General features: G+C 58.3%; 18 protein-coding genes, 1 tRNA gene, 2 rRNA genes and 1 pseudogene. 6 read left to right on the top strand and 16 right to left on the bottom strand.

Annotation, left to right across the window (positions count from 1 at the left end):
* Positions 1 to 303: 303 nt before the first annotated feature.
* From OKQ63_RS15060 to OKQ63_RS15050, 3 genes are all read left to right on the top strand, one after another.
* A 23S ribosomal RNA gene (locus tag OKQ63_RS15060) occupies positions 304 to 3,134 on the top strand.
* Positions 3,135 to 3,333: 199 nt separating this feature from the next.
* Positions 3,334 to 3,448, top strand: a 5S ribosomal RNA gene (gene rrf, locus OKQ63_RS15055).
* A gap of 47 nt (positions 3,449 to 3,495) precedes the next feature.
* Positions 3,496 to 3,572 (top strand) — tRNA-Met (locus OKQ63_RS15050).
* Between the two features lie 273 nt (positions 3,573 to 3,845).
* Here the strand turns inward: OKQ63_RS15050 and OKQ63_RS15045 are convergent.
* The 5 genes and pseudogenes from OKQ63_RS15045 to OKQ63_RS15025 all read right to left on the bottom strand — a co-directional run bounded on the left by OKQ63_RS15045 (position 3,846) and on the right by OKQ63_RS15025 (position 10,187).
* Positions 3,846 to 5,735 carry a hypothetical protein gene (locus OKQ63_RS15045; RefSeq protein ID WP_264210865.1) on the bottom strand — a complete coding sequence of 630 codons (1,890 nt, stop codon included), beginning with the start codon at positions 5,733 to 5,735 and terminating at the stop codon, positions 3,846 to 3,848.
* 142 nt (positions 5,736 to 5,877) lie between these two features.
* Positions 5,878 to 6,717, bottom strand: coding sequence for a PD-(D/E)XK nuclease domain-containing protein (locus tag OKQ63_RS15040; protein WP_264210864.1), 840 nt, complete (start codon positions 6,715 to 6,717; stop codon positions 5,878 to 5,880).
* A gap of 218 nt (positions 6,718 to 6,935) precedes the next feature.
* Positions 6,936 to 7,696: pseudogene (locus tag OKQ63_RS15035) on the bottom strand (IS5 family transposase).
* Between the two features lie 429 nt (positions 7,697 to 8,125).
* Positions 8,126 to 9,307 carry an IS91 family transposase gene (locus OKQ63_RS15030; protein ID WP_264210863.1) on the bottom strand — a complete coding sequence of 394 codons (1,182 nt, stop codon included), beginning with the start codon at positions 9,305 to 9,307 and terminating at the stop codon, positions 8,126 to 8,128.
* 10 nt (positions 9,308 to 9,317) lie between these two features.
* A complete protein-coding gene (locus tag OKQ63_RS15025) occupies positions 9,318 to 10,187 on the bottom strand; it encodes a tyrosine-type recombinase/integrase (RefSeq protein ID WP_222506715.1) in 870 nt (289 codons plus the stop codon).
* Positions 10,188 to 10,407: 220 nt separating this feature from the next.
* Between OKQ63_RS15025 and OKQ63_RS15020 the strand changes: the two genes are divergently transcribed.
* A complete protein-coding gene (locus tag OKQ63_RS15020) occupies positions 10,408 to 10,632 on the top strand; it encodes a hypothetical protein (RefSeq protein WP_264210862.1) in 225 nt (74 codons plus the stop codon).
* A 388-nt stretch (positions 10,633 to 11,020) separates the two neighbouring features.
* Here the strand turns inward: OKQ63_RS15020 and OKQ63_RS15015 are convergent, their stop codons facing one another.
* The 10 genes from OKQ63_RS15015 to OKQ63_RS14970 all read right to left on the bottom strand — a co-directional run bounded on the left by OKQ63_RS15015 (position 11,021) and on the right by OKQ63_RS14970 (position 19,051).
* Positions 11,021 to 11,980, bottom strand: coding sequence for a pirin family protein (locus OKQ63_RS15015; protein WP_264210861.1), 960 nt, complete (start codon positions 11,978 to 11,980; stop codon positions 11,021 to 11,023).
* A gap of 33 nt (positions 11,981 to 12,013) precedes the next feature.
* Positions 12,014 to 13,537, bottom strand: coding sequence for an MFS transporter (locus tag OKQ63_RS15010; RefSeq protein WP_264210860.1), 1,524 nt, complete (start codon positions 13,535 to 13,537; stop codon positions 12,014 to 12,016).
* 55 nt (positions 13,538 to 13,592) lie between these two features.
* Entirely contained in the window at positions 13,593 to 13,892 is a 300-nt protein-coding gene (locus tag OKQ63_RS15005; RefSeq protein ID WP_264210859.1) for a GNAT family N-acetyltransferase, read from the bottom strand.
* Positions 13,893 to 13,938: 46 nt separating this feature from the next.
* Complete coding sequence (locus OKQ63_RS15000; RefSeq protein ID WP_264210858.1) at positions 13,939 to 15,894, bottom strand: amidohydrolase; 1,956 nt, start codon at positions 15,892 to 15,894, stop codon at positions 13,939 to 13,941.
* 90 nt (positions 15,895 to 15,984) lie between these two features.
* A complete protein-coding gene (locus OKQ63_RS14995; RefSeq protein WP_264210857.1) occupies positions 15,985 to 16,164 on the bottom strand; it encodes a hypothetical protein in 180 nt (59 codons plus the stop codon).
* Complete coding sequence (locus OKQ63_RS14990) at positions 16,165 to 16,671, bottom strand: hydrolase (protein ID WP_264210856.1); 507 nt, start codon at positions 16,669 to 16,671, stop codon at positions 16,165 to 16,167.
* 44 nt (positions 16,672 to 16,715) lie between these two features.
* Complete coding sequence (locus tag OKQ63_RS14985) at positions 16,716 to 17,180, bottom strand: DoxX family protein (RefSeq protein ID WP_264210855.1); 465 nt, start codon at positions 17,178 to 17,180, stop codon at positions 16,716 to 16,718.
* A 60-nt stretch (positions 17,181 to 17,240) separates the two neighbouring features.
* Positions 17,241 to 17,486, bottom strand: coding sequence for a XapX domain-containing protein (locus tag OKQ63_RS14980; RefSeq protein ID WP_264210854.1), 246 nt, complete (start codon positions 17,484 to 17,486; stop codon positions 17,241 to 17,243).
* The gene (locus OKQ63_RS14975) at positions 17,483 to 18,109 is read right to left on the bottom strand and encodes an alpha/beta hydrolase (protein WP_264210853.1); all 627 of its coding nucleotides are present in this window, start codon (positions 18,107 to 18,109) and stop codon (positions 17,483 to 17,485) included. The genes OKQ63_RS14980 and OKQ63_RS14975 overlap by 4 nt, the downstream gene beginning before the upstream one ends.
* Before the next feature lie 9 nt (positions 18,110 to 18,118).
* The gene (locus tag OKQ63_RS14970) at positions 18,119 to 19,051 is read right to left on the bottom strand and encodes a VOC family protein (RefSeq protein WP_264210852.1); all 933 of its coding nucleotides are present in this window, start codon (positions 19,049 to 19,051) and stop codon (positions 18,119 to 18,121) included.
* 119 nt (positions 19,052 to 19,170) lie between these two features.
* Between OKQ63_RS14970 and OKQ63_RS14965 the strand changes: the two genes are divergently transcribed.
* Positions 19,171 to 20,103 (top strand): LysR family transcriptional regulator, encoded by a 933-nt coding sequence (locus OKQ63_RS14965; protein ID WP_264210851.1) that lies wholly within the window; start codon positions 19,171 to 19,173, stop codon positions 20,101 to 20,103.
* Between the two features lie 21 nt (positions 20,104 to 20,124).
* Here OKQ63_RS14965 and OKQ63_RS14960 read toward each other — a convergent pair whose 3' ends face one another.
* On the bottom strand, positions 20,125 to 21,072 hold the full coding sequence (locus OKQ63_RS14960) for a LysR family transcriptional regulator (protein ID WP_264210850.1): 948 nt from the start codon (positions 21,070 to 21,072) through the stop codon (positions 20,125 to 20,127).
* 91 nt (positions 21,073 to 21,163) lie between these two features.
* Here OKQ63_RS14960 and OKQ63_RS14955 point away from each other — a divergent pair, with 91 nt between their 5' ends.
* Positions 21,164 to 22,237, top strand: coding sequence for a maleylacetate reductase (locus OKQ63_RS14955; protein ID WP_264210849.1), 1,074 nt, complete (start codon positions 21,164 to 21,166; stop codon positions 22,235 to 22,237).
* Positions 22,238 to 22,254: the final 17 nt, after the last annotated feature.

Here is a 22,254-nt window from a genome sequence, read left to right as displayed (position 1 = left end):
TCAACAATACTGTTGGCGCCCCGCGTGAGGGGAGAGCCTCAGTGAGGTGCTGAGCCTTCTTCGGGAGGTGATGCGAGCCTGTGAACATGCCCCTTTCCTCGGGCATCCATAGGTCTGCCTTGCTGAAACGGCAGTGTTGTCCAAGTCAAGTACACTAACCCGCATGATCGCACGATCATGCAACAAGTTCCTGGTCACCGACATGACCGGGAGCGGGATAGTTTGCTTTTTGGTTCAGAATAAGGGTGCGGTTTCTTACCAGCTTCCGCACCGTGGAAGGTAACACTTTCTTTTTCTGGATCAAATCAAGCGCGAGAAGGGCGTTTGGTGGATGCCTTGGCAGTAAGAGGCGATGAAAGACGTGATACCCTGCGATAAGCTTGGGGGAGCCGGGAATAGGCTTTGATCCCAAGATCTCTGAATGGGGGAACCCACCTGAAAGTTTGATATAACAGCCGCAAGGCTGCCTATATCCTGCTTAACCAGGTACTTATGGACTGAATACATAGGTCTATAAGAGCAAACCCGGGGAACTGAAACATCTAAGTACCCGGAGGAAAGGACATCAATAGAGACTCCGTTAGTAGCGGCGAGCGAACGCGGACCAGCCGAGCCTGATGAGTGAGAAGAACATGTTGGGAAACATGGCCATAGCGGGTGACAGCCCCGTATTCTAAGCTCTGAGGGACGTATTAAGTAGGGCGGGACACGTGAAATCCTGTTCGAAGATCGGAGGACCACCTCCGAAGGCTAAGTACTCCTTACTGACCGATAGCGAACCAGTACCGTGAGGGAAAGGTGAAAAGCACCCCGGCGAGGGGAGTGAAACAGTACCTGAAACCGAACGCCTACAATCAGTTGGAGGCCCCTTGAGGGCTGACAGCGTACCTTTTGTATAATGGGTCATCGACTTGGTCTCACGAGCAAGCTTAAGCCGCTAGGCGGAGGCGCAGCGAAAGCGAGTCTTAATAGGGCGCATGAGTTCGTGGGATCAGACCCGAAACCGAGTGATCTAGGCATGGCCAGGCTGAAGGTGCGGTAACACGCACTGGAGGGCCGAACCCACATCTGTTGAAAAAGATCGGGATGAGCTGTGCCTAGGGGTGAAAGGCCAATCAAACTCGGAGATAGCTGGTTCTCTGCGAAATCTATTTAGGTAGAGCGTCATCCGAATACCCCGGGGGGTAGAGCACTGGATGGGTAATGGGGCCCCACAGGCTTACTGATCCTAACCAAACTCCGAATACCCGGGAGTACTGGATGGCAGACACACGGCGGATGCTAACGTCCGTCGTGGAGAGGGAAACAACCCTGACCTCCGGCTAAGGCCCCCAATTCATGGCTAAGTGGGAAAGCAGGTGAGACGTCCAAAACAACCAGGAGGTTGGCTTAGAAGCAGCCATCCTTTAAAGATAGCGTAACAGCTCACTGGTCTAATCAAGATGTCTTGCGGCGAAGATGTAACGGGGCTCAAGCCATGAGCCGAAGCCGAGGATGCACATAGTGCATGGTAGCAGAGCGTAGTGTGACATAGGTCCATGCGTCCTTACTTTCCTCCGGGAAAGATTGGACGCAAGGAGCTTTCGATGAAGCGGGCGCGTGAGCGATCCCGTGGAGAGATCACTAGTGAGAATGATGACATGAGTAGCGACAAAGAGTGTGAGAGACACTCTCGCCGAAAGTCCAAGGGTTCCTGCTTAAAGCTAATCTGAGCAGGGTAAGCCGGCCCCTAAGCCGAGGCCGAAAGGCGTAGGCGATGGGAACCACGTTAATATTCGTGGGCCAGGAGGATGTGACGGATTGTGACGGTAGTTCATCCTTATCGGATTGAATGGGCTGCTGATCAGTCCCTGGAAATAGCCCTCCATCAGACCGTACCCTAAACCGACACAGGTGGACTGGTAGAGAATACCAAGGCGCTTGAGAGAACGATGTTGAAGGAACTCGGCAAAATACCTCCGTAAGTTCGCGAGAAGGAGGCCCGGGTCCTACGCAAGTGGAATCCGGGGGCACAAACCAGGGGGTGGCGACTGTTTATTAAAAACACAGGGCTCTGCGAAGCCGCAAGGCGACGTATAGGGTCTGACGCCTGCCCGGTGCCTGAAGGTTAAAAGGAGGGGTGAGAGCTCCGAATTGAAGCCCAGGTAAACGGCGGCCGTAACTATAACGGTCCTAAGGTAGCGAAATTCCTTGTCGGGTAAGTTCCGACCTGCACGAATGGCGTAACGACTTCCCCGCTGTCTCCAACATCGACTCAGCGAAATTGAATTGCCTGTCAAGATGCAGGCTTCCCGCGGTTAGACGGAAAGACCCCGTGCACCTTTACTACAGCTTCGCACTGGCATCAGGATTGTGATGTGCAGGATAGGTGGTAGGCATCGAAGCCGGAACGCAAGTTCCGGTGGAGCCTCCCTTGAGATACCACCCTTCGCACTCTTGATGTCTAACCGCGGTCCGTTATCCGGATCCGGGACCCTGCGTGGCGGGTAGTTTGACTGGGGCGGTCGCCTCCTAAAGAGTAACGGAGGCGCGCGAAGGTTGGCTCAGAGCGGTCGGAAATCGCTCGTTGAGTGCAATGGCAGAAGCCAGCCTGACTGCGAGACTGACAAGTCGAGCAGAGACGAAAGTCGGCCATAGTGATCCGGTGGTCCCGCGTGGAAGGGCCATCGCTCAACGGATAAAAGGTACGCCGGGGATAACAGGCTGATACTGCCCAAGAGTCCATATCGACGGCAGTGTTTGGCACCTCGATGTCGGCTCATCTCATCCTGGGGCTGGAGCAGGTCCCAAGGGTACGGCTGTTCGCCGTTTAAAGAGGTACGTGAGCTGGGTTTAGAACGTCGTGAGACAGTTCGGTCCCTATCTGCCGTGGGTGTAGGATACTTGAGAGGAGTTGCCCCTAGTACGAGAGGACCGGGGTGAACGATCCACTGGTGGACCAGTTGTTATGCCAATAGCAGTGCTGGGTAGCTATGATCGGACAGGATAACCGCTGAAGGCATCTAAGCGGGAAGCCCCCCTCAAAACAAGGTATCCCTGAGGGCCGTGGAAGACCACCACGCCGATAGGCCGGAGGTGTAAGCGCAGCAATGCGTTCAGCTGACCGGTACTAATCGCCCGACAGGCTTGATTTGATCCAGTAACAGACAGTGTTACTCAGAACCAAACAAGCAAACACATCCCAAAACAAAACTTGGACAAACGTTGATTGTACTGCCTTCCGCTCGTGGAAACGTCTCGTGACGCAACCCAGGTGCGGCAACGCGCATTTGCTTTGCAAATACGCTGCCTGCCGCCAAATCCACCTGCCGGAGGCAAGTGGATTTTTCTCGGTTTGGTGGCAAAAGCGCAAGTGAAACACCCGGTCCCTTCCCGAACCCGGAAGTTAAGCACTGCAGCGCCGATGGTACTTGGGCTCAAGCCCTGGGAGAGTAGGTCACCGCCAAACCTAGTAAAATCCAAATATCTCTCAAAAACGATGCGAAATACACCTGACGCGGGATGGAGCAGCCAGGTAGCTCGTCAGGCTCATAACCTGAAGGTCGCAGGTTCAAATCCTGCTCCCGCAACCAAAAACATACAGCCAAAACAACGCATTACGCCCCGCAACAGCGGGGTTTTCCGTGTTTACACCTGCGGCGCTGGAAGCACTGTGGAAGCAGGCGATGATGAATGGTGCCCTTGTAATTCTGCAACATCTGGAATTCTATGTAGGCAAGAGCTGAAGGGAAAATGTTGGTGAGAAGGAGTGTTCAGGCACATAACGGATTTACCCTCTCCGTTCTCAAGGTCCACGCTGCGTTCTCCGAGGAAAATTGCGCATCTACTAAGCCCGATGAAGATAGCTAGACACTGGAGCTACTAGCTTGCAAGGAGCGGACAAATTCCAGGGCTTCGTCCGCACTCAATATTCTCGGTGTGGTCTCATTCAACCAAAGTTTGTCGCTTTTTTCCCAGATCCACTCTTGAAACGGTGACACGACAATTGGTACAAATTTTTCAAATTTGGAGAAATCGTAATTGTCTCCAATTTTGTTCTTTTCTAAGAATTCGCAAAGATCCATTACTTGCTTTAATTTGTCATTAAGGCCGTATTTACCTCTTCCTTCTGGATTTCCAAAGCAGCGAGCCTGAATCGATGAAGGCTTCCCTCTCTCAAGATCAAAACGCATTGGCGAAGCGTAACACTCAAATACATAAAGTTCCCCGTCAATATCGACAGCAGCATCGATTTCACCTTTCAGCTTTCCTTGGTATTTAATGCGTTGGTGGATAGGGCGAAGGCCAGATAACTTAAAAGCTCTTCTAAACTCGCTTTCAAAGTGACTGCCCTGCTCATTTTGCTCGTGAGCCTTCAATTTCCATCTTTTCTCGTCACCTTGCATATGTTCTGCGGAAAGGTTGAATAAAAGATTAGGAATCCTTGGGAGGTTAATGATAAAGCCGTTGCGAGTCGGTATGATAATTTTAGCGGGTCCACGGCTCCAAAGAGAAATCTCACTTTTGTCTTCATCGGTGAGAGACAAAAATTCGAGCACCTTGAGGGTGGTTCTCATGTCGGGCGCATTGGCAATCTTCGCCCACTTGAAACGGAAATGAACCTCCGCCCCAAGACTTTCTAAGTCTCCTGTGAATGTGGTGTATCCCCTCTGAACTAAATTAAGCATTGATGCATCCCCTAGAATGCGAGCTTGCTCTAAGCTGCCAGCGGTGAAAACACGTGTAGGCGCTTTCCCAAAAATTGTGAGACCGTGTATCACTGCCAATAGATGGTGGAGAGAAAAGCCGAACTCTCTTTGAGCAGCCTCCTGTAGCGGTTTGCAAGCCTTTAGGTAGCCTGCTGCTGAGAAGCTTGCAGGAAGAAAGTTAGTTGTAATGTTCAGTTCATGAGAAAAGGTCTGTTCAGTATTTTCAATTGGAATAAGAAACGTGTCATCCGTGTGTGAGTTATGGATCATAGGTTCTGCTGCCCAGTTCCCGCGGATCGTGAGGCAGCCATGAAATTCTACGTTTCGCCTATCAAAGTTGCTCACCAGCCAAGCGAAGTCTTTGGGATCGCTACGCAACCAGTTTCTATCATCCTTGATGACAATGCTTGCTCCTTTACCGACTGCTCGCATCAATGCAGTGATGCGCCAGTATTCATATGCATATGCCTGTAAACGGAATAAGTTAATGAAGTCAGTTTCGCTGAATTTAGTGATGACGTATTGTTTTGAGGCAATGATTTTGTTCGACACTGACTTCCAGTCAAAGTCATTTTGTTTTGAAATTGAAGCAAACCCCTTGATCATCCAGCCTCCCAGGATGTCGGATGGATTAACCTCAGTTGTTATGCCTATGTCGTCTGTCTCGTTCAGCTTGCCGTGTTTTTGGAAGGCTATTTCCAATATTTCCCGAACCAACCTTATTGTGACAGGGTCTGTTTTCTCCCCTTCAAGTCTGTGAAGTGTCGTTCCTGTTCTTCTGTAAAGATGGTGCCAAAAAAACGTTGAGTGGTTCGAGATAATATCTCCCATCACCCTTTCTATCTCTTCAAGTAGTCGATTTGCCACTGCCCACACGTGATCAGGGTCTATTGTTGATCCTGCCGGGAAATTTCCGGCCAAAAATGAGGTTTGAAAATACTTTGCTTCGTGCATAGCCTTGCTTCCAACTTCATCTCTAAACTCCTTGTGAAGAAGTATAAAGGCGGGTTGGTAGTACTCTAAGCAAATCATTGAGGGGGGTGTCATCACACTTCCTTTGGCAGTGCCATTTAGGATTCTGATTTTTTAATTCTTGTCTAGCCTTTGCCATGACTATCGATGATGTCGCAAAACTCCAAGGTCGGCGCGTTGGCTGCGTCGGACTCGAAGGGTGGCTTCGCGTGACCTTTTAAATTTTCTCTTTCTTAATTCTTTTACCTGGTCCATTTATGAGGATGGGTTTCCAATTAATGTCAGATCTTGAATACCTAAACTCTGCTTCCCACTCTTTCTGATGCGAAAAAGGCTCGGTCATATAAATTACGGCGTAGAATGTTCGCCAGTCATAGTGTCCCCCATAACCCTTCATATCTGCGTAGATTCCATCTAGACTGGCCTTGAGAGCGCTCTCTGAAGTCACAAATTTGTATTCCGCTGCAGCCATGAGGGACGTGATGCCAATGTCAGGTTTATAAACCTTTAGAAGCTTAGCTGCGGAAACCTCCCTCTGGACGTCTCGAAAAGCGTAGCGTAGCACTCTGAGAATCGCGTTGCGAACGTTGGCTTCATTGTTTGGTTCTACATTGGATTCATTAATGATTATGGCCGTGTTTTCCAAAATTGTTTCAAAAACCTGAAGGCCGCTAACTGAGCTGGCCTTAGTGATCGTCGAGAGCGATGAGAAGTAATCGCGGAGATTGTTGAGGTAAGTGCTGCAGGGGCTGCCGATGTCAGGATCGAAGAACATTTCAGCAATGGAATTCGGGCTTATTGTTTTAAATTCTCGTTTGATATCTTTTGCGAGAAGCGGCAATGATAACCTTTCCGCAAGTATTCCTATGTCACGGTAAAGTCGCCTGATGTACCAAATGAGTATTCGCTCAGCTTCGTCATGATCATCAAATCTTCGATCTGACAACTTGCTTCCATAGGTTTCAATTAGGTGACCGAGTGTGGCCTCTATCTTGCTGGCAGCATGGATATTTTCCTGAATGCTGACGGTTAGCAATTGTTCTTCGCGTCCTGTCATTTCCATCTTTCTGCTGTTCAATGTTTTGTTTACATTTCGAACTTCTCAAAAGCACTAGGAACATCGACTTCGTTCGATAAACTGAAGCAACCTCTGATCCGTGTGTGGGAGAGTTCGACCACCAATCGTAAATCCATCAGTAGCACTGATGCTAAGTGCGAGGTAGAGAGAAGGCCTGTTAGGGCATAGACAACTTTTGCCCTATTGGATCGCCTAGGTCATGTTGACAAATGGCGCAGCCATAGGCGGATAGACGTAATATCGACGAAGCCAAGGAAACTCTCGGCTGTCTTGTCGTAGCGGGTTGCGACCCTGCGGGCGTTCTTGAGCTTGTTGAAGCATCGTTCGACCAGGTTTCTAAGCCGGTACAAGGAACGATCCACACCGACGCGTTTCTTGCGGGACCGGCGCATGGGGATCACGGGGCGAACGCCACGGTCATTCATAGACTTACGAATGCCGTCAGCGTCATAGCCGCGGTCGGCCAGCAATATCTTAGGTTGGGGCAGGTTTTTTGCCATGACCAGGTCAAAGCCCAGATAGTCGGACGTTTGCCCTGGCGTGATTTCGGTTCTCATGGGCAGACCATGCGCGTTGACGAGGAGGTGGATCTTGGTCGTGAAGCCACCTCTAGAACGGCCGAAACCCTGTCGCGGAGTCCCCCTTTTGCACCCGCTGCCTGATGATGGGCCCGGATCACGGTGCTGTCGATCATTTGCAGGGCGTCTGGCACGGCCCCGCTTTCGTTCAGGGCCTCCATGATCTCCTCCCATAGCCCCGCCAGCGTCCAGCGCCGGAACTGGCGGTAGACGCTCGACCACTTGCCAAACTCTTCCGGCAGATCGCGCCATGGCGCGCCGGTCCGGGCAATCCAGAATATCCCGTCAAGAACAAGGCGATGATTGGTAGGTTTGCGACCATTCGGGGCGCGGGCAGAATGGATGAAACGCTCAAAGAACGCCCATTCTTCGTTCGTCATTAGGTCTCGTGCCAAGCTGGCCTCCATCGCAGATACCAGCTTGAATCACGTTCAGCGCTGCCTGTGAATCTGGAGGGTTCTGTGAGGTCCGCGGGCAGAACGCCGATGCCGCCGCACAGGTGTCGGGCGGACCTCATTGAAGCCGGATTGAACAAACTCTCGGGCCGGTTTTGCGCTATGGGGATTGCGGCACTGGCATTGGCCTGGCGTTATAACCAAGGGGGCGTACGTGCGGATGAATGGTGCCGAACAGTCGGCTGATGGCGCCATGGCTGGTCGCGAGGGACCGCTGAACCGGTCCGGTTTGCGGGCCGGTGGTCTCCCGGAGCGACCAGGACCGGCGTAATCGGGGCCTTGGCCCGCATACCATCTTGCCGGCCCTCGTGCGGATCGGCTGCGGATCGCGTGGCGGTGGTTTGCCCCGAGTGCTCATGAGCTGTCATTCCAGAACGGTCCGGTGGGTGGTGCCTGACCATGATACCAGACGGCGAGTGTGACCATCGGCCGGCCGCAGCAGGGGCAAGGACGCGAAACAGGTTCGGGGCTTGTTGCGGGTCGAACGCGGTCGGCTGCCTCCGGTGTACCGGCAGCCAGCAGCGCCCGGCAGGTTGTGAGACGGGCAGCGCGCTGTCCGTTTGCGAGAAAGCCGTAATGACGGATGCGATGAACGCCGTCCGGCAGGGTATGCAGGAGGAAACGCCGGATGAACTCACCGGCGTCGAGGGTCATCCTTCTGGGTCTGCGGCCACGACGATAGTCGCGCCAGCGGAAGGTCACCCTGTCGTCCTCCATGCTGATCAGGCGGGAGTTGGCGATGGCAACGCGATGCGTATAGCGGCTGAGATAGGCCAGCACCTGCCCTGGTCCGCCAAAGGGTGGTTTGGCATAAACGACCCAGTCGCGGCGGCTTACCGAAGTCAGCATCCGGGCAAAGGCTGGCGGGTCGGCCAATTCTTCAATCTCGCCGAAGAACTGCAACTGCCCGACCTCGAAGGCGGCGCGCAATGCTTCCAGAAACAGCCGTCTGAACAGGCGCGACAACACCCGGACCGGCAGAAAGAAATTGGGACGGCAGGCAACCCAGCGGCTGCCGTCCGGCGATGGGCCCCCGCCCGGTACGATGCAATGGAGATGGGGATGGTAGTTGAGGGTCTGGCCCCAGCTGTGCAGTACCGCGATGAGACCGATCCCGGCGCCGAGATGTCTGGGGTCGGCAGCGATGATGCGCAGGGTCTCGGCCGCCGCCCGGAACAGAATACCGTAGACACGCTTTTTGTTCTGGAAGGCAATGGCTGCAATCTCTTCGGGCAGCGTGAAGACCACATGGAAATAGGGCACCGGCAACAAATCACCTGCCCGGGCCTCCAGCCAGTCACGCGCCGCCGCCCCCTGGCACTTGGGGCAGTGCCGGTTGCGGCAGGAATTATAGGCGACACGCACCGTGCGGCAGGTCCGGCAACCCTCGACATGGCCGCCAAGCGCAGCTGTCCTGCACAGTTCGATCGCGCTCATTACCCGGCGTTCGACACGGCCCAGATGTCCGTCATGGGCCTGCCGCCACGCCTCGCCATAGCGACGGAAAATATCCGCCACCTCCACGGCCGGGCGCATGGCGCGCGCCTCAGCCGGGTGGCACCACCTCCAGGCTCAGGCGATCAAACGGGCTTTGCGTCTTCGCGATCGTCGTTGTGGCAACCTGCGTGTAGCGCGCAGTGGTCGACAGGTTCGCGTGTCCGAGCAGCACCTGGATCACCCGGATGTCGACACCGTTCTCCAGCATATGGGTGGCGAAGCTGTGTCGCAGCGTGTGCACGCTGACCTTCTTGGTCAGTCCCGCTGCTTTGGTCGCGGACCGGCAGGCGGAATGCAGCACCTGCACATCAATCGGTTTGTCGCCACGGCCGGGAAACAGCCAGTCATTCGGATGCGCCAGGCGCCAGTAAGTCCGCAAGATGCCGAGAAGCTGCGGCGAGAGCATGACGGTCCGGTCCTTGGCGCCTTTGCCATGACGGACCTGGATCAGCATGCGATCGCTGTCGATATCCGTGACCTTCAAACTGACTACCTCGGAGGCACGCAGGCCCGCGGCATAGGCCGTTGTCAGTGCCGCGCGTGCCTTCAGCGACGGCACCGCCTCAAGAAAACGCACGACCTCGTCGGCACTCAAGATCGTTGGCAATTTGCGTGGCGTGCGCGCATAGGCGATCCGTTCGGGAATCTCTGCCCGGTTCAGCGTCACGCCGTAGAAGAAGCGCAAGGCACAGACCGTCTGGTTCAAAGCTGGCCAGGAAATACCCTGCGATACAAGGTAGACCTGAAAGGCGCGGACATCCTCCAGCCCCAGTCGATCCGGCGAACAGTCGAAATACCGACTGAACTTTGCAACGGCATGAAGATAGGATCGTTGCGTGGCCGGCGACAGGTTGCGAAGCGTCATGTCGTCGATCATACGGCGGCGCAGCGGGCTTACCGCTGATGTGGCATCAGCCATGGGATGGTCTCCTGATAAAGGTTGGTCTCAGCAACCAAACCTTCCCATCAGGAGGCCATTCCCACCAATAGCTACACCCCTCCCGCGTCAGCGGGTTCGTTCAATCCCTTTTGTCAACACGACCTAGTGAGTACAAGCCTCACAAAAACAAAAAAAGTCTATCGGGATTTTCTTCGTCTTCGCGGAGACTCGGATCAGAGAAGCAGATCCGAGCAGCAAGATGACCCTACAGCCCAAGTTCACCCAAGCCCAGCCCGTAATTCTTGATGAGGCACCGGTTGTGCTGCGCTTTGCAGGCTTGTTTCCGCAGGGCCTCGCCAAGGAACGGCAAAAGCTGAAGAGTGACGCGGATTATGTCCGCGACCTGCGTCAGAAATGGGAACCGGAAGATGCAGCGAGGCTGTCGAGGATCACGCTCGGTGGGATAGACAGCGGACCGAAATAGGGCCGATTGCTGACTATTGCTGCGTGAAAAGCCAAGGTTTGCTGTGCCGGACGCAGCTGCCGTTCGCTGCACCTGCGGCCTTGGCGCCACCACATGTCCGTTTCGCGCAGATAGCTCCATTTTCAAAGATGAGCAAACGGTCTGGGGTAGCTGCCGTATTGCCTGGCCAGTTCAATCATGTCCGCCACGAGCCGGTCTTCATCTTCCCGGCTCCGCGATTGATACCTTTGTGTTGATCGATGCTGCCCCAGTCCGGTTGTGGCGCCCAAGTCCTCTGCCGCCGTACTCGGTGTTTGGATGGGTCCGGATTGCGTTGCGAAGCTGTAAGCTGATTTTCTGGCGGCAGCGCGGGCCGGGCCGTCCCGCAATCGGAGCCCGGCCTTGGCGGTCACTTGCCCCGCGGACTGGTGCGATCCAGTTCAGCGGTGATCGGAATGTGCTCTTCTTCGTCTCCCGGTGGCAGTCTGAACGGGCCGTTGTTCCAGTCAGCGGCCTTCCACGCTTCTTTTGCCTCTTCGATCTTGTCTTTTGAAGAGGAAACAAAGTTCCACCAGATGTAGCGGCCTTCATTCATGGTGGCTCCGCCCAGCAGCATCAGACGGGCGCCGCGCGTGCCCGCGCGGGCACTGATGGAGTCACCCGGGCGGAAGACCATCATGCGACCAGCCTCAAAACTCTGGCCGGCCACCTCAATGGAGCCTTCAGTTACATAAATGCCGCGGTCTTCGTGGTCGTCGGGCAGGGGAAACTGGGCGCCGGGCTCCAGCGTCACATCCAGATAAAAGGTTTCGGTGTGCATGGTGACCGGACTTTGCTGGCCGTAGGCTCTGCCGAGGATCAGCTTGGCTCTGGCGCCGCCATCAATGATTTCGGGCAGGGCGTCCTTCTTGTGGTGCTCGAACCCGGGATCCATGTCCTCTTTGTCTTCAGGAAGCGCGATCCAGGTCTGAATGCCGAACAGGCTGTGGCGCGTCGCGCGGGTTTCCTCGCTGGTGCGCTCCGAGTGGGTGACGCCCTTGCCCGCGACCATCCAATTCACCTCGCCGGGATAGATCATCTGGTGGGTGCCAAGGCTGTCGCGATGCTCAAACTCCCCCTGGTAGAGGTAGGTCACCGTGCCCAGGCCGATGTGGGGATGCGGGCGGACGTCGATGCCGCCCTCGGTGATAAATTCCGCCGGCCCCATCTGATCAAAGAAGATAAAGGGCCCGACCATCTGGCGGTTGACCGAGGGCAGTGCGCGGCGGACTTCAAACCCGCCGAGGTCGCGGGCGCGCGCGATGATCAGAGTGTCGATCGCATCGCCGCATTCGGGGCATTCGGGATTGTGGGTCGGGTTCCAGCTCATTGGCTTGTTCCTTTCGAATGGCTCTTGAGAATGTCAAACGGGCTTGATGTAATGGCGAACGGTGGGGCCATCCGGACGCAAATCAAGCGCCTTGAGTTCCGATTGAGCAGTGACATCCGCACTGGTGACGCGTTTGTGCTGTTCAAGATGTTCAAACCAGCTCGGCAGATGGAATGTCTCGATCCAGCTGCCGGGATCCTCGACGCTCTGGTGAAGATGCCAGCGCGTGGCCCCATCCCGCAGCCGCTCCTTTGAAAACTGTGTGATTAGATTTAGGAACGTTTGCCGGTCCTCCGCTGCGATTTGGTATTCTACAGTGACCATTGCAGGGCGGTCACCCGACTGATCCTCACTGATTGGTGGTGCATCGGGCCAGACTGAGGCCGGTGTCAGGTCCTGGGTCTCTCCCTGACCGATCCTGAAGCGGCGTGTTGCAAACAGCGCCAGTGCCAGCCCGGCTGCGGCAACCAGGAGGGTCATAGGGATCGATCCCTTCGCCGCCGCCTGTCCCCAGACAACAGAGCCAGCGGACATTGATCCGAAGAACACCATAAGGAAGACAGCAAGGCCGCGCGCCCGCACCCAGTCGGGCAGGGCCGTCTGGGCTGAAACATGGAACGAGGTCAAAATTGCGATCCAGGACAATCCACCCAGTAAGGCGGCCGCCATCAGGGCTGCCGGCGCGTTCGAGACTGCCATGGCAAGAAGGGCAATCACCGTGCCGAAGGTGCCGATCTGCACCGTCTGATCCGAGGTGAACCGCTTCTTGAGGCGCGGCAGCAGCAGAGCCCCCGCAACCGCCCCGGTGCCGATCAGCGCCATCAGCGCGCCGTAGAGCTCGGACCCGCCGTCTTCGGCGTCGCGCGCGATCAGCGGCAGCAGTGCCCAATAGGCGGAAGCGAAGACAAAGAAGGCGGCTGCCCGGATCAGGGTTGCCAGCATAGCTGGGTTGTGGCGCACGTGGCGCAGGCCCGTACCCATTTCGGCCAGAATAGTGGTGCGTGAGGTTTTGGGCGGCATGGGAGCGGGGCGCCAGAGAAGCAGGGCGGCGATGATGACCACATAACTGAGGGCGTTCAAAACGAAAGGCGCAGCCAGACCCAGGGTGGCGATCAGCACCCCCGCCAGGGCCGGGCCGATCGCCCGGCTGATGTTGATCCCCATCGAATTCAGCGCAATGGCGGGGCGCAGATTTGTCCGGGGTACAAGCTGCGGCACCACGGCCTGCCAAGCGGGAGCCATGAAGGCAGCCCCGGTGCCGATGGCAAGGGTGAAGACAATCAGCAATATGGGGGTCATCGCGTCCCGCCAGACCAGCAGCGCCAGGAGGGAAACCACCGCCATCAAGGCCAGGTTAATGCCGATCAGCAAGCGGCGCTTGTCCAGCCGGTCGGCCAGCGCGCCCGCCAGCAGTGCGAAACAGAACACAGGGAGCGTTGTTGCCGCCTGAACCAGGGTAACGACCGCCGGGTCCGGGTTCAGCGTTGTCATCAGCCAGCCAGCCCCGACTTCATGCATCCACGTGCCAATGTTCGAGATCAGCGTGGCCGTCCACAACAGGGCAAAGGCCCCGCTTGTGAAGGGCGCGAAGGCGCCGCCCTCTGTCGACGGGTTACCATTGGATGACATCGGTAAGCTCCTCGCGGTGCTTGTCGGCGTAGGCGCGCACGAACGGGCAAAGCGGCACGATCCTCTGCCCGGCGGCGCGGGCGTCCGCGATCAGGCGCTTGGCCAATGCAGCACCTGCGCCCATGCCGCGCATGCTGTCGGGAACAACGGTGCCATCGGCGATCACCGTGGCAGCGGACAATTTCGAGGTCGTCAGATAAGCCTCGCCGTCCACTCCGTCGAAGGTTGCCGAATAGTGGCCTTTGGTCTCTGTTTCGCTGTAAGTTATCATGGGATCCGGCATCGTTGTTCTCCTGTTGGTGGGCTGCCCGCCCATTTGGCGAATGAAGTCAGACGGCAAAGCAGGAACAGCCAAGTGCTCCCCAGAACGCACCCTTGTCGCGCACCGGGACCGGGTTGGCCCAAGCAATGCCGTGGTTGTGGCCGTGCATACCGCAGCCGCTGGAGCAGCCATCGTGGCACGCCCGCATGTCCAGCTGTGCCGGGGCCTGCGCCGGCTGGCGCTCGGCGGGGCTGGCGAACAGCGCGTTCACTGACCAGTCCGGGCTGGCGGGCGGCAGCGGCGTGTTCAGGCCGTCGAACTCGGCATCGGCAAAGACGATCTTGCCGCCCACCACCGTCATCACCGAGGTGATCGAGCGGATCTGCCCGTCCGGTACCGTCATCAGGTCGTCCGACAGGACTGCGAGATCGCCGTACATGCCGGGGCTGAGCCGCCCCTTCACGTCCTGCTCGCCCGAGAACCAGGCCGAGCCGGTGGTCCAGACCGCCAGCGCCTCCTCGCGGGTCAGCAGGTTGTCCTCGCCGTAGAGTGTCAGCCCGCCGACGGTCTTGCCGGTGGTCAGCCAGTGCATCGCGACCCAGGGGTCGTAGCTCGCCACCCTTGTGGCATCGGTGCCGCCGCCGACCGGCACGCCGGTGCGCAGCATTTCGCGGATCGGGGGCGTGGCCTCAGCCGCCTCCGCGCCGTAGCGGGCGGCGAAATACTCGCCCTGGAAGGCCATCCGGTGCTGCGTGGCGATGCCGCCGCCAAGCGCCTTTATCCGCTCGATGTTGCGGGGGCTGATTGTCTCGGCGTGGTCGATGATGAAGCGGGTCTTGAAGGGCGTCTTGCCGTTCACCCGTTCGAACACGGTAAGAAAACGGTCGATGGTCTCGTCATAGGTCGCGTGGATGCGGAAGGGCCATTCGTTGGTCGCCAGCAGCTCGACGATCTTTTCCAACTCCGCCTCCATCACCGGCGTGGGGTCGGGGCGCGGCTCCAGGAAGTTTTCGAAATCCGCCGCCGACCAGGCCAGGTTCTCGCCCGCGCCGTTCATCCGCAGCATGGCGTCGCCCGCGCCCGGTTCCGTCATGCCGATCCAGCGCTCGTAGTCGTTCAGTTCCTGGCCGGCCTGCTGGGCAAAGAGGTTGTAGGCAATGCGCAGGGTGAGCTGGCCTGCATCGTGCAGCGACTGGATAACGTCGTAGTCCTCCGGGTAGTTCTGGCCGCCGCCGCCCGCATCAATCACGCTGGTGACGCCCAGGCGGTTCAGCTCGCGCATGAAGTGGCGGGTGGAGTTCTTCTGATGCTCGACCTCAAGCTTCGGCCCCTGCGCCAGCGTCGAGTAGAGGATCAGCGCCGAGGGGCGGGCGATCAGCATGCCGGTGGGGTTGCCCCTGGCGTCGCGCTCGATCTCGCCGCCGGGCGGGTTCGGAGTGTCCTTGGTGATCCCCAGCGCCTGCAGAGCGGCCCGGTTCAGCAGCGCGCTGGAATAGAGGTGCAGGATGAAGACCGGCGTGTCCGGCGCGGCTGCGTTGATTTCCTCGAGCGTTGGCATGCGGCGCTCGGCGAACTGGAACTCGGACCAGCCGCCGACCACGCGCACCCATTGCGGGCTGGGCGTGTTGGCGGCCTGCTTGCGCAGCATCGCCAGCGCATCCGCGACCGAGGGCACGTTCTCCCAGCGCAGCTCCATGTTGTAGTTCAAGCCGCCGCGGATCACATGGGTGTGGCTGTCATTGAGCCCCGGGATCACACGGCGGCTGTTCAGGTCGATTACCCGGGTGTCGTCCGCCGCCAGCTCCATGATGCTGGCATCGCTGCCGATGGCGGCGACCTTGCCGTCCCGGATGGCGATGGCCGAAGCTTCGGGGGTGTCAGGGTCAAGCGTGGTGATCTTGCCATTGCGTAGGATCAGGTCAGGTGCGGTCATGGTCTGGCTCCAGGCGAGGTGCGGGCGGGCGGCTGCGAGGGCGGTTGCTGCTCCGAGACCAGCAAGCAGGCTGCGGCGGCGGGTGGTCATGATCAGTCCTCCGGAAAATAAGGGCCTGCCGGGCGCGATTGAGGAGGGAGGCGGGGCGGCCCGGCAGGCCGCTGGGCGGGGTGCTGCTGTTTATGCAGGGACCGGCGCCATCGTCTCTCCGCCATGGCTGCTCCGGCCGGGCGCTTTATGCACCATGGTGTAGGCGTAATCGACACCCATGCCGTAGGCGCCGGAGTGTTCCTGAACCAGAGCGATGGTGGCGTCGTAAGTGTCTTTGCGGGCCCAATCGCGCTGCCATTCCAGCAGCACCTATTGCCAGGTCACCGGCACCACGCCAGCCTGCACCATACGGTCCATGGCGTATTTATGCGCCTCGGCAGTGGTGCCGCCGGAAGCATCGGCAACCATATAGATCTCGTAGTCGGTGTCATTCAGTGCCGACAAGGCAAATGTCAGGTTACAGACTTCGGTCCACAGACCGGAAACGACGATTTTCTTGCGGCCTTCAGCTGCGCCCTTGGCAAGTGCATCACGCACCTTCTGGTCGTCCCAGGAGTTCATCGACGTGCGCTCCAGCAGGGGCGTTTCTGGGAAGACGTCCAGCAGTTCAGGATAAGTGTGGCCCGAGAAGCTTTCGGTCTCAACGGTGGTGATGGTCGTCGGAATGTCAAAGATCCTGGCGGCCTTGGCCAGCCCGACGGTGTTGTTCTTCAGGGTCTGGCGGTCGATCGACTGCACACCGAAGGCCATCTGCGGCTGGTGGTCGATGAAGATCAGCTGGCTGTTCTGCGGGGTGAGGACTTCAAGCTTGGACATGGGTTGCTCCATTTTTGCATTGCGGCGTGACGCCGAAGGGATTTTCAGAATTTCCAGCCGATCTTGTGATCAACCGAGAGCTTGCCGCCGCCGCGGATCGCGATGGCCAAGGCCACGACGCCCCAGAGAAGCGGGTATTCGAAGCCCCCGTCGGTCCAGAAAAAGCCGTTTCCGAGGTGAACTGCGAAGGCCGCGTAGGCCATCAGAGCGACAACAGCAGCGGCCGACAGGCGTGTCAGCAGTCCGAGTGCCAGGAACAGACCGCCAGCAAATTCGGTCAGCCCGGCTGCACCGGCGAACAGAATGCCCGGCGCCAGTCCCAGAGCCTCTTCGAAGAACTGTCCGGTTCCGTTCAGCCCGTAGCCGCCGAACCAGCCAAAGAGTTTTTGTGCGCCATGCGGCACTAGGGTCAGGCCGGCTGCGACCCGGATCAGGGTCCAGGACAGGGTGTCGGCATCGGCCAGCACATCGCTACCTGCCGGAGTGGTGTTTATGGTGGTATTGGTCATGATAGGTTTCCTTTCGTAAGACCGCAACGAGTGCGGGGGAGGGGCGTTATTCACCGTGGCTCAGGCCTTGTCCGCAGGAGCCGTGTCCTTGTGTTCAGCCACGGCGAAGGATTTCAGGTGAAAGGCGTGCGCGACCGGCCGGGAATGGCCGCGCAGCCATTGCATGGCAGCCTCGCCGGCCAGCATGCCCAGCAGTCCAAGCAGGGCGATGACCGGCGGCGCGGGCGAGCGCACGGCGATGAGGCCGTAAATTGCCCCGATGGCCAGCCCGACAGCGAGCGACGCGAGATAGGGTTGCCAGGTCACGCCGCACCCTCCAGTGCCGGAGCCCTGAGGAAGTCCGCCAGCGCTTCGATCTCGCCCTGCCGCAGCTCGTGGCCGCCGCCGTGGACTTCGGTGCGCACTTCGGCGCCTTGGTCTTTGAACCACCCGAACAGGGCCTGGCTTTGCGGCCACGGGCAAATCGGGTCACGCTTCCCGGCGGTGATCAGCACCTGATGGCCTTTCAGCTCCGGAGCGGGGTCCGGCTGCCACGGGATCAGCGGATGCAGCAGTCCGGCACGGTCAAACAGGCCGGGTTGCGCCATCACCACGGACGCCAGGATATTCGCGCCATTGGAATAGCCGAAGCCGTAAACCGGCGTGTCCGGATGTCTATCTTTGTGGGCTGCAACGAAGGCTGCCATTGCCTCGGTTGCGCGGCCGAGGTCCGCCATGTCATAGACGCCTTCGCCGGTGCGGCGGAAGAAGCGGGCCGCGCCCATTTCCGATACGTCCCCGCGGGGGGAGATGATGGCCGCATTCGGCAGGATCTGTTCGGCGAGGCCAAAGAACTGGTTCTCGTCTCCACCGGTGCCGTGAAAGGCAAAGACCAGCGGGGCACCAGCTTTGCCGGGTTTGATCAGCGCGTGATAGTTGTCTCTGGACATGCCGGCACCTCAGGCCGCGACCGGCGGCAGAAGCTGCTCGATCTGCTGGCGGTAGGGTTCGTACCGGGCGGGCAGTTTCAGGGCCTCGCCCAGGTTTGCGGTGTCTTCATCGCGGTCGAACCCCGGTTCATTGGTGGCAATCTCAAACAGCACGCCGCCGGGTGTGCGGAAGTAGATGGCGTAGAAGTAGTCGCGGTCGATTACCGGAGTTACCTGGTAGCCTGTGTCCAGCAGCGCCTTGCGGACCGTTTCCTGGGCGGCCCGGTTTTCGACTGCAAAGGCGATGTGATGCACCGAGCCGGCGCCTTCGCCCGCCGCGGGGGCATTGGGCAATTCCTCGAGGTCGATGGTATCGGCCGCATTGCCGCCTTCGACCACGTAACGGGTCAGTCCATGGCCGCTTTCGGCCTTTTGGTAGCCCATAAATTCAAGAAGCTCTCCAGTGGCCGTGGCGTTGCGCAGGCGGAAGCGGGCGCCGTGAAACCCGAGGATCCCGGTATCTTCGGGAACATCTGCCCCGGTCCACGGCGTGCGGCCGCGAAGGTCGCTTTCCACCAGGGCAAAGCTGTCACCGTCGGGCCCGTCGAAGGTTAGGCGGTTTTCACCGAACGCCATGGACTGCTCCAGGCCTTTAACGTCAAAGGTGGACAGGCGGTCCTTCCAATAGGAGAGGGACTCTTTCGGAACCGCGAACTCGGTTATGCCGACCTCGCCGATGCCGCGGGTTCCGCGGGGCATGCGGCCGAACGGGAAATAGGTCATGACCGAACCCGGCGTGCCGGCCTCGTCGCCGTAGTAAAGGTGGTAGAACTCCGGCGCGTCAAAGTTCACCGTCTTTTTGACCCTGCGCAGGCCGAGAATGTTGGTGAAGAAGCTATTGTTTTCGTTGGCGTCCGCAGCCATCGAGGTGATGTGGTGCAGGCCCAGGATGTTCTTGATCATGGTCTTTCTCCAGCGCGTATCTTGCGTTGGAGCAAAGATAGGTCAGGGATACAATTTTAAGAACAGCAACATTATTGCATTTACTGTTATAACAAGTGCAATAATGAGTGATGAAGGATATGAAACCGATCCGAGTCTTTCTGGAAGTCGCCGCTCTGCGTAGTTTTGCGGCGGCGGCCCGAAGTCTGCGTATGACACCGGCCACGGTCACCCGCACTGTAGCGCGATTGGAAGAAGACCTCGGCCACCAGCTCCTGCTGCGGACGACACGACAGGTGTCGCTTACGTCGACTGGTGCCCTGGTCGCGGCACGTTACCGGGCCATTGTCGAAGACTTTGACCGGGTGACCCGGGACCTGGAACAGGCGACCCAGCCGCACCGTGGCAGCTTGTCGATCAATGCGCCGATGTCCTTTGGTATGCGGCTGATGCCGGGGCTGGTTGACAGCTTCCGGCTGGCCTATCCCAATATTGCCTTGAACGTCACGCTGGAAGACCAACTGATCGATATTGTCGATGAAGGCGCGGATTTGGCGATACGGATTTCGTCTCCGCCCACAGACAGGTCCACGATATGGCGCAAAATCTGCGAGGTGCCCCGAATGGCAGTTGCAGCCCCGCGTCTATTTGAACGCTGCAGCCGCCCGCCAGCCCCTGAGGATCTGGATCGCAACCACTGCCTGTCTTACTCCTCGCGCGAAACGCCCGAAACATGGCGCTTCAGCAAAGGCCCGCTGAAACGCACAGTGACTTCCGGCAGTTCCATCATCTCGAACAACGGGGATTTCCTGTATGAATTGGCGCTTGCAGGGGCTGGCATCGCCGTGCTTCCCGAATTCATCGTTCAAGATGGGCTGCGGGACGGGCGGGTCCAACAGGTGCTGCCGGATTGGGAAATCGCGCCGCTTTGGCTTTCGCTTTACTATCCGCCTTACGAAGCCCTGCCGCCGCTGGTCGCAACCTTCACTGACTTTTTCGAGGCCTATTTGCAGGATATCGATGGCTTCAAGTTCAGCGCTAAGGCAGCAGAAAGACCCGCAGCAGGGCATTGATCCGGTGAAATCCCGGCAGTCCTATCGCCAGATCCGGTCTTTTTGATGCTGCACAATACGATGGGCAAGTGCTTCGAACTGGGCAACAACAAAGGCTCTGAACCGTTGTGCTGCGGGATTATCATGCGGGGTGCTGGAAGCCAGCACGCCAAGCATTCTATCCGGGTGACCAATTTCCAGTGACAACGCTTCGATAGCACTTTGCGCCTTCATCGTGAACACGACCGAATAGGGCAAGACTGTAAGGCTGTCCGAACCGGTCAGGACATTGATAACCGAAGCCAGCGACCCGCCGGAAAAGCTGATCCGGTAATTTTCGGCTCCGATGTTCGCCAGCGCCCGCTTTAGATCGCGGTAGAGCGGGCTATCAACGGGAGGAGCTATCCAGGGAAACTCCTCGATGTCCTGAGATGTCAGCAGCTTGCGGCGCGTCAAAGGATGACCCTCACGGCAGGCAACCACGTTCAGGCCCGGCAGAATAGGTTGAAAGATCAGATCGCGAGGAACCTTGTCCCGCCGCAAGGGCACAATCGCCATGTCCAGCGTTTCATTGCGCAGCTTTTCAATCAGCGTCTCTGCATACCCATAGGATTGCTCGACACGCACATCCGGCACTTGCGCTTGGAACCTCGCAATGATGCCCGAAATCACGCCGTCAATGAAGATCGGCGTCCCTGCCACCCGCACCAGACCGGCATGCCCGGCCTTGAAGCGCGAAACGATATCCGAGGACGCCAGGTTGGCCTTGCGCACCATTCGGCCCTGCTCGGCCAATGCCTCACCCAGCTCGGTTGGCTGCAGCGGCCGTCGGCCCGGCTTGAACAGGGCGGTACCGATCCTGGATTCAAGCTGTGCCAGCGTTCTTGAGACCGACGGCTGCGACTTGCCGAGCGCTTCGGCGCCCTCGGTGAGGCCGCCGTTTTCGACAATGGCGGCGAGGATTTCCAAGTGGCGCGGATCAATCTTCATAACTCAACGTTATATTAATCGCCAGCCTTTGGATCAAGTTCGCAGTTTGAACATGCTATCCCTGAGGAAACGCAGCTATCGGTGAAACAGCATGTCCTATTTTCAAAGTGAATTCGTGGCGAACAGCGCAGCCGTTCGGGTCAGCTTTGGACCAGGGGTGCGGCACCGGGTTGCAGAAGAAATCGAGCGGCTGGGCGCAAAGCGCGCCCTCATTCTCTCCACACCGCATCAGGAGGCGACCGCCCAGGCCTTTGCAGCTGAGGTGGGGGCGCTGGCAGCGGGTGTCTTTGCCGAGGCCGCCATGCATACGCCCGTCAGTGTAACTGAAGCGGCCATGACACAAGTGGCGGAAACCGGTGCCGATTGCATTGTTTCAGTTGGCGGCGGTTCCACCACCGGTCTGGGCAAAGCCATTGCCTACCGCACCGGTCTGCCGCAGATCGTGGTGCCGACAACCTATGCCGGCAGTGAGGCGACACCGATCCTGGGACAAACCGAAGAGGGCCTTAAAACGACTCTCAAAAGCGCCGAGGTGCAGCCCGAAGTCATTCTCTATGACGCTGAACTGGTCACGACTCTGCCAGTGGAAATGACGGTCACCAGCGCTTTGAACGCAATCGCCCATGCCGCCGAGGGGCTATATGCGCAAGACCGCAATCCGTTGTCGACAGCCCTGGCGGTCGAGGGAATGCGCGCCTTTGCCAACGCCCTGCCGGCGGTACTGGCTGAACCTGGGAACCTCGATGCCCGAGGTGAAACGCTTTATGGCGCCTGGCTGTGCGGCACGGTGCTGGGGCAGGTCGGCATGTCGCTTCATCACAAGATCTGCCACACCCTGGGCGGCTCCTTCGATCTGCCCCATGCGGAAACGCATTCGGTCATGCTGCCTCATGCCATCGGCTTTAACGCTGCGGCTGTGCCGGACCAGCTGGCGATTGTTTCCGAGATTTTCGACGGCAGCTCGCCAGGCACGGCCCTTCATGATTTCGCATCCCGTATAGGTGCGCCAACCGCATTGAAAGCGCTCGGCCTGCAGGAGGCTGACCTGGACCGGGCCGCCTCGCTTGCCACCAAGAATGCCTATTGGAACCCCGCGCCGCTCAGCAGGGAGGGAGTGAGGGCCTTGCTCGATGATGCCTATCACGGACGCCAGCCCGAGCTCTGACAACAGGGCACATCTCG

This window comes from Leisingera thetidis (assembly GCF_025857195.1).
Taxonomy (GTDB): domain Bacteria; phylum Pseudomonadota; class Alphaproteobacteria; order Rhodobacterales; family Rhodobacteraceae; genus Leisingera; species Leisingera thetidis.
Note: the sequence above shows the minus strand (reverse complement) of the source record. Positions and strands in the feature narration are given on the sequence as shown.

Excerpts from the sequence above, each read along its gene's own strand:
- OKQ63_RS15045 (WP_264210865.1), bottom strand. The coding sequence starts at position 5,735 with ATGACACCCCCCTCAATGATTTGCTTAGAGTACTACCAACCCGCCTTT.
- OKQ63_RS15040 (WP_264210864.1), bottom strand. The coding sequence starts at position 6,717 with ATGACAGGACGCGAAGAACAATTGCTAACCGTCAGCATTCAGGAAAAT.
- OKQ63_RS15030 (WP_264210863.1), bottom strand. The coding sequence starts at position 9,307 with ATGCGCCCGGCCGTGGAGGTGGCGGATATTTTCCGTCGCTATGGCGAG.
- OKQ63_RS15025 (WP_222506715.1), bottom strand. The coding sequence starts at position 10,187 with ATGGCTGATGCCACATCAGCGGTAAGCCCGCTGCGCCGCCGTATGATC.
- OKQ63_RS15020 (WP_264210862.1), top strand. The coding sequence starts at position 10,408 with ATGACCCTACAGCCCAAGTTCACCCAAGCCCAGCCCGTAATTCTTGAT.
- OKQ63_RS15015 (WP_264210861.1), bottom strand. The coding sequence starts at position 11,980 with ATGAGCTGGAACCCGACCCACAATCCCGAATGCCCCGAATGCGGCGAT.
- OKQ63_RS15005 (WP_264210859.1), bottom strand. The coding sequence starts at position 13,892 with ATGCCGGATCCCATGATAACTTACAGCGAAACAGAGACCAAAGGCCAC.
- OKQ63_RS15000 (WP_264210858.1), bottom strand. The coding sequence starts at position 15,894 with ATGACCACCCGCCGCCGCAGCCTGCTTGCTGGTCTCGGAGCAGCAACC.
- OKQ63_RS14990 (WP_264210856.1), bottom strand. The coding sequence starts at position 16,671 with ATGTCCAAGCTTGAAGTCCTCACCCCGCAGAACAGCCAGCTGATCTTC.
- OKQ63_RS14985 (WP_264210855.1), bottom strand. The coding sequence starts at position 17,180 with ATGACCAATACCACCATAAACACCACTCCGGCAGGTAGCGATGTGCTG.
- OKQ63_RS14975 (WP_264210853.1), bottom strand. The coding sequence starts at position 18,109 with ATGTCCAGAGACAACTATCACGCGCTGATCAAACCCGGCAAAGCTGGT.
- OKQ63_RS14970 (WP_264210852.1), bottom strand. The coding sequence starts at position 19,051 with ATGATCAAGAACATCCTGGGCCTGCACCACATCACCTCGATGGCTGCG.
- OKQ63_RS14965 (WP_264210851.1), top strand. The coding sequence starts at position 19,171 with ATGAAACCGATCCGAGTCTTTCTGGAAGTCGCCGCTCTGCGTAGTTTT.
- OKQ63_RS14960 (WP_264210850.1), bottom strand. The coding sequence starts at position 21,072 with ATGAAGATTGATCCGCGCCACTTGGAAATCCTCGCCGCCATTGTCGAA.
- OKQ63_RS14955 (WP_264210849.1), top strand. The coding sequence starts at position 21,164 with ATGTCCTATTTTCAAAGTGAATTCGTGGCGAACAGCGCAGCCGTTCGG.